8 protein-coding genes and 2 tRNA genes are annotated in these 11705 nt (G+C 63.6%); 2 read left to right on the forward strand and 8 right to left on the reverse strand.

Annotated elements, in window-relative coordinates:
* Positions 1–41: 41 nt before the first annotated feature.
* The gene (gene katG / locus E5678_RS15505) at positions 42–2255 is read right to left on the reverse strand and encodes a catalase/peroxidase HPI (RefSeq protein ID WP_136179362.1); all 2214 of its coding nucleotides are present in this window, start codon (positions 2253–2255) and stop codon (positions 42–44) included.
* Between the two features lie 285 nt (positions 2256–2540).
* The gene (locus E5678_RS15510) at positions 2541–3506 is read right to left on the reverse strand and encodes an AEC family transporter (protein ID WP_136179363.1); all 966 of its coding nucleotides are present in this window, start codon (positions 3504–3506) and stop codon (positions 2541–2543) included.
* Positions 3507–3601: 95 nt separating this feature from the next.
* Here E5678_RS15510 and E5678_RS15515 point away from each other — a divergent pair, with 95 nt between their 5' ends.
* Both E5678_RS15515 and E5678_RS15520 read left to right on the forward strand, forming a co-directional pair.
* Complete coding sequence (locus E5678_RS15515) at positions 3602–5671, forward strand: UvrD-helicase domain-containing protein (protein WP_136179364.1); 2070 nt, start codon at positions 3602–3604, stop codon at positions 5669–5671.
* The gene (locus tag E5678_RS15520) at positions 5668–6213 is read left to right on the forward strand and encodes a hypothetical protein (protein WP_136179365.1); all 546 of its coding nucleotides are present in this window, start codon (positions 5668–5670) and stop codon (positions 6211–6213) included. The genes E5678_RS15515 and E5678_RS15520 overlap by 4 nt, the downstream gene beginning before the upstream one ends.
* A 121-nt stretch (positions 6214–6334) precedes the next feature.
* On the opposite strand, the gene E5678_RS15525 is transcribed toward E5678_RS15520, so the two are convergent.
* From E5678_RS15525 to rsmB, 6 genes are all read right to left on the reverse strand, one after another.
* Positions 6335–6410, reverse strand: a tRNA-Gly gene (locus E5678_RS15525).
* 51 nt (positions 6411–6461) lie between these two features.
* Positions 6462–6537 (reverse strand) — tRNA-Phe (locus E5678_RS15530).
* 44 nt (positions 6538–6581) lie between these two features.
* Positions 6582–7283: a response regulator gene (locus E5678_RS15535; RefSeq protein WP_136179366.1), complete on the reverse strand. Its 702-nt coding sequence runs from the start codon at positions 7281–7283 to the stop codon at positions 6582–6584.
* A gap of 31 nt (positions 7284–7314) precedes the next feature.
* Positions 7315–9564: an ATP-binding protein gene (locus E5678_RS15540; protein WP_136179367.1), complete on the reverse strand. Its 2250-nt coding sequence runs from the start codon at positions 9562–9564 to the stop codon at positions 7315–7317.
* Positions 9565–9601: 37 nt separating this feature from the next.
* On the reverse strand, positions 9602–10372 hold the full coding sequence (locus E5678_RS15545) for a DUF4390 domain-containing protein (RefSeq protein WP_247596798.1): 771 nt from the start codon (positions 10370–10372) through the stop codon (positions 9602–9604).
* Positions 10323–11693, reverse strand: a complete 1371-nt coding sequence (gene rsmB / locus E5678_RS15550; RefSeq protein WP_136179369.1) for a 16S rRNA (cytosine(967)-C(5))-methyltransferase RsmB — start codon at positions 11691–11693, stop codon at positions 10323–10325. Before rsmB ends, E5678_RS15545 begins: the two co-directional genes overlap by 50 nt.
* Positions 11694–11705: the final 12 nt, after the last annotated feature.

Genomic DNA, 11705 nt, shown 5'->3' on the forward strand with positions numbered 1-11705 from the left:
GCCCCCACCGCTGGGTTCATCTCAACGGGTACCCTGCCGAATCACTTCTTCAAATCGAAGCGGTCCAGGTTCATCACCTTGGTCCAGGCCGCCACAAAATCGCGGGTGAACTTGGCTGCACCATCGTTCTGGGCATACACCTCGGCCAGGGCGCGCAATTGCGAGTTGGAGCCGAACACCAGGTCCACACGGGTAGCGGTCCACTTGGCCTCGCCCGACTTGCGGTCGCGGCCTTCGTAGCTGTTGGCACCGGTGGGCTTCCAGGCGGTGCCCATGTCGACCAGGTTCACAAAGAAGTCGTTGCTCAGCTGACCGGGGCGCTTCGTGAACACGCCGTGTTGACTTCCACCGCCGTTCGCACCCAATACCCGGAGCCCGCCCACCAGCACCGTCATTTCCGGCGCACTCAAGGTCAGCAACTGGGCCTTGTCGAGCAGCAGTTCCTCGGGGGCCACGGTGTAGTTCTTCGTCTGGAAGTTGCGAAAGCCATCGACCTCTGGCTCCATGGTGTCAAACGACTCCACATCGGTCTGCTCTTGCGAAGCATCGGTGCGGCCCGGCGAAAAGGGCACCTCCACCGACTGGCCTGCCGCCTTTGCAGCAGCCTCAACCGCCGCATTGCCGGCCAGCACGATGAGGTCGGCCAGCGACACTTGCTTGCCGCCCTTTTGAGCGCCGTTGAATTCCTGCTGGATGGATTCCAGCGCGGTCAACACTTTGGCCAGTTGGGCCGGCTGGTTGACTGCCCAGTTGTTCTGCGGCGCCAGGCGGATGCGGGCACCGTTGGCGCCACCGCGCTTGTCCGAGCCACGGAAGCTGGAAGCCGAGGCCCAGGCCGTGGACACCAGCTCGCCCAGCGACAAGCCTGAGGCCATCACCTGTGCCTTGAGATCGGCCATGTCGCCCGCGTCGATCAACTTGTGGTCCACCGCAGGCACAGGGTCTTGCCAGATCAAATCTTCGGCCGGGACTTCAGGGCCCAGGTACAGGCTCTTGGGGCCCATGTCGCGGTGGGTCAACTTGAACCAGGCGCGGGCATAGGCATCAGCGAACTCGTCGGGGTTGGCATAAAAATGGCGCGAAATCTTTTCGTAGACCGGATCAAGCTTCAGCGACATGTCGGCCGTGGTCATCATGGGCGCGTACTTCTTCGACGGGTCGTGTGCGTCCACCACCATGTCTTCGTCGGCCACGTCCTTCGCGCGCCACTGTTGGGCGCCGGCCGGGCTCTTGACCAACTCCCACTCGTATTTGAACAAGACCTTGAAGTAGCCCATGTCCCAGGTGGTGGGATTGGGCTTCCAGGCGCCTTCAAGGCCGCTGGTGGTGGCGTCACCGCCCTTGCCCGTGCCGTGCTGGTTGATCCAGCCCAGGCCCATTTCTTCCATGGGAGCGGCTTCCGGCTCAGGGCCGACCAGCGCGGGATCGCCTGCGCCGTGGGCCTTGCCGAAGGTGTGGCCACCCGCCGTGAGTGCCACGGTTTCGTAGTCGTTCATGGCCATGCGGGCAAAGGTTTCACGCACATCACGGCCGGAAGCCAGTGGGTCGGGATTGCCGTCCGGGCCTTCGGGGTTCACATAGATCAGACCCATCTGCACGGCGGCCAGCGGGTTCTCAAGATCCCGCTCGCCGGTGTAGCGGCTGTTGGGCTTGTCGCTGGTGGCGAGCCATTCCTTCTCGGCGCCCCAGTAGATGTCTTCTTCAGGCTGCCAGATGTCGGCACGGCCGCCACCGAAACCAAAGGTCTTGAAGCCCATGGTTTCCATGGCCACGTTGCCCGCCAGCACGATCAGGTCAGCCCACGAAACGGCGTTGCCGTATTTCTGTTTGATGGGCCAGAGCAGGCGGCGCGCCTTGTCGAGGTTGCCGTTATCAGGCCAGCTGTTGATGGGGGCGAAACGCTGGTTGCCGGTGCCCGCGCCGCCGCGGCCGTCGGCGGTCCGGTAGGTGCCGGCGCTGTGCCAGGCCATGCGGATGAACAGACCACCGTAGTGGCCCCAATCGGCAGGCCACCAGTCTTGCGAGTCGGTCATCAGCGCGGCCATGTCCTTTTTCAGGGCGGCGAAATCGAGCTTTTTGAACGCCTCGGCGTAGTCAAAGTCCGCATCCATGGGGCTCGACGCTGGCGCGTGCTGGTGCAGGATGTTGAGGTTGAGCTGGTTGGGCCACCAATCGGCATTGGACTGAGTGCCTTGCGAGGAACGTGCACCGTGCATCACGGGGCATTGGCCATCGGAGGAAGAAGGGTTGCTCATGAGGTTCTCCTGGAGGGAAGGGTCTGATGTGAACGGGCGTAAACGAATATGAAAGGACGAGGAAAGGTCAGGACGCGGCCGCCAAGGCTGCCAAGCGTTCGAGCCAGACTTCAGACAGCGGTGAGGCGAAAGCCTTCATGGTGACACTCCCGAGGTGGATCTTGTTGAAAGATGATCAATCTTAGATTCCATCTATGTCTGAGTAAAGTTGATAGATGCAATCTATCAAATAGGCCGAGACTATCGCGGTCAGGTTACCCGGATCACCGGGCAAAACAGGCGAAGTCAGATCAGCAAAGCCACCGCGCCCGAGAAGCTCAAAAAGGCCGCCGCCGTGGTCACCAGAATGATGCGGGCGATGCGCCCGTTGTCGGCGCCCAGCCGCTCGGCCAACAAAGATACATTGCTCGCGCTGGGCAAGGCCGACACCAGCACCATGACGGTCAGCGCAAATGGCTGCAATGGCACGCCCATCTGGATGGCCGCTGTGCCCACCGCCAGCACCAGCAAGGGATGCAACACGAGCTTCATCAGCGAAACAGGCAGGAAGTCCGACAACGGCATGGGGTGGTTGGCCTGGATCTGGGAGCGCGCCAGCACGGCACCGATGGTGAACAAGGCCACGGGCGATGCGGCATCGGCCAGCAGCCACACCGTTTTCTCCACCGGCCCGGGCAGGTTGAACGACAGAGCCGACGCCACGCCGCCCAGCAGAATGGCCCAGGGCATCGGATTGCCCACCACACCGCGCAGTGCCTTGCGCCCGGCCACCATCATGGCGTGGCCCCCGCTCTCGCCGGGCTCGCCGTCCAGCTGCGACATCGCCACACACAGCGAGCTGGTGATCAGCATGTCCACCACGATCAATACGATCACGGGTCCGGCCGCCTCAGGCCCCAACAAAGCGGCCAGCAACGGCACGCCCATGAACCCGGTGTTGGGAAAGGCCGCGACCAAAGCACCCAGTGAAGCATCGTTCCAGCGGATGCGGTCATTGAGGCTCCACACAACCGCAAACGCCACCATGATCAGCGCGCACACGAGGTACACACCAGCGACCGAGAAATCCAGCAGCTGCGCAATCGGCGTGGTGGAGCCAAAGCGGTACAGCATGCAGGGCAGCGCAAAAAACAGCACAAACCCGTTCAGCCCCGGAATCGCCGCCAGCGGCAACATGCCCCGCTTGGCGGCCAGATAGCCGGCGAGCACCAGGGCGAAAAACGGGAAAGTGATGAGCAAAACGTTGAGCACGGTGGCGCATTGTCTCAGGTAGGCGCGATGCCCGTGACCCCACCGCCCGAAACCCCCGACCGGTATCATTGATCGTTTGCACACTGCCCCTTGCCATGTCTGCCGGTCTGAATCTCGCCCAACAAGAAGCCGTGAACCATCTGGGCGGTCCGTGCCTGGTGCTCGCTGGCGCGGGGTCCGGCAAAACCCGGGTGATCACCCACAAGATCGGCCGCCTGATCGGCGCCGGCCTGGCGGCCGACCGCATTGCCGCCATCACCTTCACCAACAAGGCCGCCGCTGAAATGCGCGAACGCGCCCAGCACCTGATCGGGCGCGATGCGCGAAAGGTGCTGATCTGCACCTTCCATGCGCTGGGTGTGCGGCTTTTGCGCGAAGACGGCGCGGTCCTGGGTATGAAGAAGAACTTCAGCATTCTTGACACCGACGACATCACCAGCCTGCTCAAAGACTGCGGCGGCACCACCGACACCAAGACCGCGCGCGGCTGGCAATGGACCATCAGCGGCTGGAAAAGCGCAGGCCTGAACTCGGCCCAGTCGCTGCTGCAGGCCAAGGACGACGACGAGCGCGTGGCCGCCACCATCATGGCGCGCTACGAAGAGCGCCTCACCGCCTTCCAGAGCGTGGACTTCGACGATCTGATCAGCCTGCCGCTCAAACTGCTGCGTGATCACCCCGAGGTGCGCGAGCGCTGGCAACAAAAAATGGGGCATGTGCTGGTCGACGAATACCAGGACACCAACGCCACACAATACGACCTGCTCAAGCTGCTGGTGGGGGAACGCGCGCGCCTCACCGCCGTGGGCGATGACGACCAATCCATCTACGGCTGGCGTGGCGCCACGCTGGACAACCTGAGAAAGCTGCCGCTGGATTTTCCCGAGTTGAAGATCATCAAGCTGGAGCAAAACTACCGCTCCACCGGCGCCATCCTGCGTGCCGCCAACGCAGTGATCGGGCTCAACCCCAAGCTGTTTCCCAAGACGCTGTGGAGCGATCTGGGCGAAGGCGAGCCGGTGCGCGTGGTGGATGCCGACAACGAAGACCACGAGGCCGAGCGCGCCGTGGCGCGCATCCTGAGTCTGCAAGCCGAGTCGCAATACAAAGAGTGGCGCCATTTCGCCATCCTCTACCGCGCCAACCACATGGCCCGCCCCTTCGAGCAGTCGTTGCGCCGCGCCCAGATTCCCTACAAAGTCTCGGGCGGCCAGAGCTTCTTTGACAAAGCTGAAATCCGCGACCTCTGCGCCTGGTTGCGCGTGCTGGTCAACAACAACGACGACCCGGCCTTCATGCGAGCGGCCACCACGCCCAAGCGCGGCATCGGCCACACCACCCTGCAACAGCTGGGCAACTTCGCCACCCAGTACAAGCTCAGCCTGTTTGAGGCGCTGTTCTCCCACTCCTTGCCCGCCGCCCTGCCCGCGCGTGCGGTGGCCACGCTGCACGAATTCGGCCGGGCGGTGAACGATCTTGAGTACCGCGCGCGCCACACGGTGGGCCATGAAGACGCCAAAAAATTCCTCGACGAATGGCTCAAAGACATCGCCTATGAGCAGCACCTCATCGACACCGAAGAGAACGAAAAAATTGCTGCGGCACGCTGGGCCAATGTGATCGACTTCAGCGACTGGATGGCCGGGCGTTGCGGCGGCCAAATCGAAGATGCGGCCGGCGTGAGCACCGAGCGCGAGCGCAAGAGCCTGTTGGAAGTGGTGCAAACCATCGCCCTGATTTCCACCCTTTCCGAGCGACAAAAAGACGAAGACGTGGTGACCCTGTCCACGCTGCATGCCTCCAAGGGCCTGGAATGGCCCCACGTGATCCTTGTGGGCGTCAACGAAGGGCTGCTGCCCTTCAAGCTCGAAGAGGCGTCCATGGACCTGCCCGCCGAAGCCGTGACCCAGCGGCTGGAAGAAGAACGCCGATTGATGTACGTGGGCATCACAAGGGCCCAGCGCACCCTGGCCGTGAGCTGGCTCAAGCGCCGCAAAAAAGGGCGCGAAAGCGTGCCCGGCATACCCAGCCGCTTCATCAAGGAAATGGCGCTCGACCAAAACACCATCAAGGAAGACCCCCGGGAAAAGCTGCGCGCCCTGCGCGCCGAATTTGCCCAACGGGCCAGCGACCAGGCCGCGGCCAAAGCCGCCGGTTCAACATGACCACTCAAACCCAGATCCCACTCAACCCCGTACGCACCCAAACGCCATGCCGCCGCCGATGGTCGCTCGCGCTCACGGCGCTCATGCTCGGTACCTTCGGCCCGGTGCACGCCACAGATCCCACCGCTGCGCCAGCCACCCCGTCCTCCCGCTGCGACGAAGTTGCGCCCATGAGCGTTGAGCAGCTGGTCGGGCTGTGGCAACTCACACTGTGGTCCGATCAAGGCTCACCCGGAGCACCGGTCTCTCAGGGTGCCGTGCTGTTCCAGCCCCACCCCGAGTACCCGGGCAGCGTGCGTGGCCGGCTCAAACGCACCGGCCCAGGCAACGACTTGCAAGCGCAGCTTTCTGGCGATGTCATCAATGGCGAGTTCAACCTCGACGAGTCGGACGACGGCGTGCGCATGAGTGCCACCTGGGCAGGCACGCCCGTCGATTGCGGCACACGGTTGCGAGGCGTGCGCGAATCGGCTGAGGCCATGAACGACACGGGTACTGTGCTGCAATTCGAGCTGCGCAAAGCCGCCGACCGAATGAAGTAGCCCGACGACCGACGCCAGTCGGCAAAGGAGCGACGGCGCAAGCCACGCAGAAAACAAAAAAGCCAGTTCAAAAGAACTGGCTTTATTGCTGCAGCGCTACCCGAGGGTGGACGCTGAATCATGGAGCGGGATAAGAGACTCGAACTCTCGACCTATACCTTGGCAAGGTATCGCTCTACCAACTGAGCTAATCCCGCATGATCCTTCAAGCAAAAGCCCATCAAGGAGATGGGCTTTTGCAGCATGTTTGGTGGCCTGGGACGGAATCGAACCATCGACACGCGGATTTTCAATCCGCTGCTCTACCAACTGAGCTACCGGGCCAACAGAAGCGAGATTGTAGCAGCTTTTTTGAGCGCATCTTGCGCTTAGAGAGCGTTCCGCTTGCTGCGGGCCAAATCCACCCCCAGCTGCTTGAGTTTGCGGTACAGGTGGGTGCGCTCCAGGCCCGTTTTTTCAGCCACACGGGTCATGGAACCCGACTCGCGCGCCAAGTGGTATTCAAAGTAGGATTTCTCGAACTCATCCCGGGCTTCGCGCAGCGGACCTTCCAGGTTGAACGACTGCATCGACTGTGGGCCGATGTCCATGACCACCTCGGGCAATGTGCCACCCGTCATGGCCACCTCCACCGTCAGATCAGGTGATGGTGGCGCAAAGGGCGCCAGCCCACTTTTCACCGGCAGCGCAGCGCCCACCTTGGCCACGGGCTTGTTCAACCCCAGGTCCACGGCTTTGAGCAGCTTTTGTAGCGTGATGGGTTTTTCGAGGAAAGCCGTGGCGCCGATGCGCGTAGCTTCCACGGCGGTGTCGATGGTGGCGTGACCGCTCATCATGATCACCGGCATGCTCAACTGTCCGCTGCTCGCCCACTCCTTGAGCAGCGTCACACCGTCGGTGTCGGGCATCCAGATATCGAGCAGCACCAGATCGGGCCGCATCTGCGCGCGCAGGGCGCGTGCCTGAGCGGCGTTTTCGGCGAGTTCGACCGTGTGGCCCTCGTCATTCAGGATCTCTGAGAGCAGGTCCCGGATACCCAGTTCATCGTCTACGACCAGAATAGTTGCCATGGTGTGCGTTGCTTCCCTCTAATTTGTGTTGTCAAATCGCAACTGCGAATGATAACGACACTTGAGCCCCTGTGATCTTTCCATCGATCAAACGGTTTCCGATGTCCACCCGACCACCGTGTTCGTCCATGATTTTCTTCACCACGGCCAGTCCCAGGCCGGTGCCTTTGGACTTGGTGGTGACATAGGGCTCAAAGGCGCGCTTGAGAATGTGATCGGCGAAACCAGGCCCTTGGTCCACGATGGAAAGCCGCACCCAATGCCCGGTGCTGGATCGGCTGGTTTGCAGCAACACTGGCACCCCGGTCTGTCCCGACATGGCATCTTGTGCGTTTTGCACCAGGTTGTGAAGGATCTGGCGCACCTGCTGGGCATCGGCCAGCACAGGCGGGCAATCGGGGTCCAGCTCGGTGACCACCGGGATTTCGGCGTGGTCGTACAAAACCAGAATGTCACGGACCAGCGCATTGAGATCGAGCGGAAGCAATTGCGCAGCGGGCAAGCGAGCGTAGTCTCGAAACTCGTTGACCAGGCGTTTCATGGCGTCGACCTGCTCGACGATGGTGCGCACCGACTTGTCCAGCAACGCCTGTTCGGCCGGCTGCACTTTGCCCTGAAGTTTCATGGCCAGTCGCTCGGCCGAGAGCTGGATGGGGGTGAGCGGGTTCTTGATTTCGTGGGCCAGGCGGCGGGCCACTTCACCCCAGGCTTGGGCACGCTGGGCCGACACCATGTCCGACACGTCGTCAAACACCAGCAGGCGCTCGTTGCTGGGCATCAACGCGCCCCGGGCGATCAGCGTGATGGCATTGTCAATCTGCGGGCCGTCCCGCCGATCCAGCTCAAACGATTGTTGCCAGTGTCCGCCGCCATGCGGCGCATCGCCCGCCAGAAAAATGTCGAACTGCTGCTGTACTTCGCGTCCAAAAGACTCCAGTCCAGGCACGCTTGCCAGGATCTGCCCTTGGTGCAGTCCCAGAGGCGTGCGCAGGATGCGTGCGGCCCCCGGGTTGACGCTGAGCAAGCGCCCGTCCTGGTCCAGCACGGCCACACCCGCAGTGAGGTTGTCCAGTATGGTCTGCAGGTTCTCCCGGGCGGCATCCACCTGCGCCATGCTGCGCTGCACCGCCGAACGCGCGTCGGAGAGATCCTGGGTCATGTGGGCAAAGGTGCGGGTAAGGCCGGCGAGCTCATCCCGCGAAGCCAGTTCGACTTTGGGCGCCAGGTTGCCCTCGGCAACTTCCCGCATGCCCTCCGCCAGCACGAGGAGTGGACGAACCAGCTGGTTGCCGAGCAACACCGCGAGCAGCACTGCGCCGAAAACAGCCAGGAACAGCGCCAGCGTGAGCGTGCCGATGTACATGCTGCGCAGGCCGTCCCGGCCCAGTGCGCGCTCCTGATACTCCCGGTTGGCCACCTGCACAGCCAGTGCATCGGCCACCAACGCCTGCGGCAACAGCGCTGTGGCCTGCAAATAGCGCGTTTCAGTGCCGATGTTGAAGCCCGGGGCACTGACCAGCGCCAGCACCTTGATGCGTGGCCGCGGGGGGGCAGCCGCGTCCCCGGTCAAAACCTCACCACTTTCCTCCAGCCCCTCGATCTGCGCGAGCACACGGTTGGTTCGCACGCTGCGCAGAACCATGCTGCTGGGGCGCTCCGGTGAAAATTCAAAGCGCGAGGTCCCTGCGGTGGCCAATGCCTGGCCTGTGCCACTCCACAAGACCAGATCGCTCACGGCCAGCTGTTCGCGCAGCCGCTCCAGCGTGAGCATGGCCGTGGTATTGGGCTCGCGCGCAAGGTCCTCTGCGGCCTGGCGCGTCTTGTTGCTGAGATCGTTGCTCAGGGTATCGAGCGTGGTGCGACCGAGATTCAGACCGGCGACCAGCGCGGACTCCACCCGCACGTCAAACCAGCTCTCAATGGAGCGGGAAACAAACTGGTACGACACGGTGTAGATCAGCAGCCCTGGAACCACCCCCACCAGCCCGATGATGGCCGCGAGCTTGAGCAACAGGCGGCTGCCAAACTTGCCCCGCCGAAAGCGCAACCAGAGCCGCACCGCCAGCCACAGGATGGCCAGCCCAAGCAAGGCCGCCACCGCCACATTGAGCGACACCAACCAGACAAAATTCTGCTCATACAGAGCGCGGTTGCGCGTGGCCAGTGTCAGCAAGAACAGCAACACCAGGCCAAGACCGGTCATGGACACCAAAGCCACCAGCAACGCCCAGCGGGTGTTGAGGCGGTCCTTGCGGGGCGCTTGCAGATTGACCGGGCTCATGACGGGGTGCTTTCAGCAAACGGCCACAGGCGGCCGTTCACCGAATCGCATCGGCCAACGGCGCGGCCTCGACTGCAACGGGAGCAGGCGGCGGGAGCGCGGTGGATGGAGGGGCAACGGCCGGGGGTGCATCTTCTTCGGCAGCATCCGCTGGGGCGTCCAGTCCGCGTTCGACGCCGATGTTCCAATCGGGATCATTGGCCATGCCGATCTGGAACGGGCGCGGCAGCAATGAAAGCTCCAGCCGGAAGGACCACTCGACGCGGTACCGGTCAGAGCGGTCCATGTGGGCCGCGTCTGCGATGGGCCACCGGGCCACCCGCCCGATCACGGCGAGCACATCCCCCAGCTCGTCAAAGTTCTGGTGCAAGGCATAGCGCAAGCCGCCCGCGCCCGAAGACGCCGCGCCGGGATCGCTGGCCACGCTCAGGCGCCAGCGCCGCGTCAGAGGTTGGTAGGCCAGACGCAAGGTGCGCGTCTGGGTGCTCACGCGCTTGTCAGACCAGTACCAGCGGTCACGGTAGACCTCGGCGCGCCAGACGAAATACATGGGAACGCCTTTGAGCAAGGCATCTTGCACCGCTGCTGGCGCCACCAGGTCCACCCGCGCCGACAGGTTCAGGGTATCCGCGTCCCGTTGCAGTTCGCTTTGCAGCACGGCGGGCGTGCGGGCGAACACAGCGCCCCAGAACAACACACCACACAACAGAACGACGAGCGCACGCCACCAGCCCGGCACTTCCGCGCACCGGGCGACTTCAAGGCCCGGCCTTGTCGATGCTGGCGTAATAAAAACCGTCGTATCCACTGGGTGCATTGTCGTTGAAGTCGCCCATTGGCGCGGTGTTTCCGGGCAGCAGATGGCCCACACCAGGCCGTTCGATGGCGTCGGTGTGGCGCTCAAGGAACGCCTGCACTTGCTCAGCGCCTTCCGCACGAAAAACCGAACAGGTGCAATACAGCAACCGTCCACCCGGTTTGAGCAGGGGCCAGAGGGCCTCCAGCAGCTGTCGCTGGATAGCGACCAGCTGGGCCACGTCGCTGTCACGGCGCAACCACCGCACATCGGGGTGGCGCCGCACGATGCCGGACGCCGTGCAAGGCGCATCGAGCAATATTCCGTCGAACAGCTGGCCGTCCCACCAGTCTTGCGTGCGCCCTGCGTCCGCCGCTTTAACCTGCACACGCCCACCTTGCTCCAGACCCAGGCGCCGAAGGTTGTCGTGGATGCGCTCACACCGCTGGGGATCTACATCTATCCCGACCACGTGGGCGTCGGACCGCTCCAGCAAATGGGCGGTTTTGCCCCCCGGCGCAGCGCAGGCGTCCAGGATCCGGTCCTGGGCAGTCCAGCTTCGCCCGGCGAGCAACAGGCTGGCCGCCAGTTGCGCCGCGCCGTCCTGCACAGAGCAATCCCCTTGTGCAAATCCAGGCAGTTGATCCACGGGCACCGGGCGCGCCAGCAACAGGCCGTCCTCGCCCACGGGCTGGCTCGCCAGGCCCAGCTCGGTCAGCGTGGCGGCATAAGCGTCTCGGCTCTGGCGGCGGCGGTTGACGCGCAACACCATAGGCCCCGGGACCTGGCTGGCTCCGAGCACGGCTTGCCAGTGTTCGGGATGATCTCGGCGCACCCGCTCGATCCACCAGAGCGGGTGGTTCCACTGCGCCATGGGATCGTTCTGGAGGCCGGCCACCAGGGCCGGCCGCTCACGCAAGAATCGGCGCAGACAGGCGTTGAGAAACCCGCTCTGCATGCGCGTGTCTTTGGTCTGTTTGGCGGCATCTACCGCCTGATCCACCAAAGTGTGCGGGGCATAGCGGGCACCATCGGGGTCGCCGAGCAGCAGCGCCAGGGCGGTGTGCAACAGGGCGAGCGCCGGCGGGGCGGGCGCTCGTTGCGCCAGCTGACGCGCCACATGCCGCGCCGCACCGGCATGGCGGAGACTTTCAAAAGTGAGCGCTTGCACGCCTGGGCGAAGCTGGCCGGGAACACCCGGCAAGACCTCACTCAGGGAACGCCCGCGTTCCACCGCCAGCACGCACTGCGCCGTCCAATGAATTTGGGTGGCCAGGGTTGGACCGGAAGGGGGAGGTGCGGCAGGGCGGCCGGGCGCGCGGTGGTCGTTCAATGGATTCGAAGA

Source organism: Hydrogenophaga sp. PAMC20947 (genome assembly GCF_004795855.1).
Taxonomy (GTDB): Bacteria; Pseudomonadota; Gammaproteobacteria; order Burkholderiales; family Burkholderiaceae_C; genus Hydrogenophaga.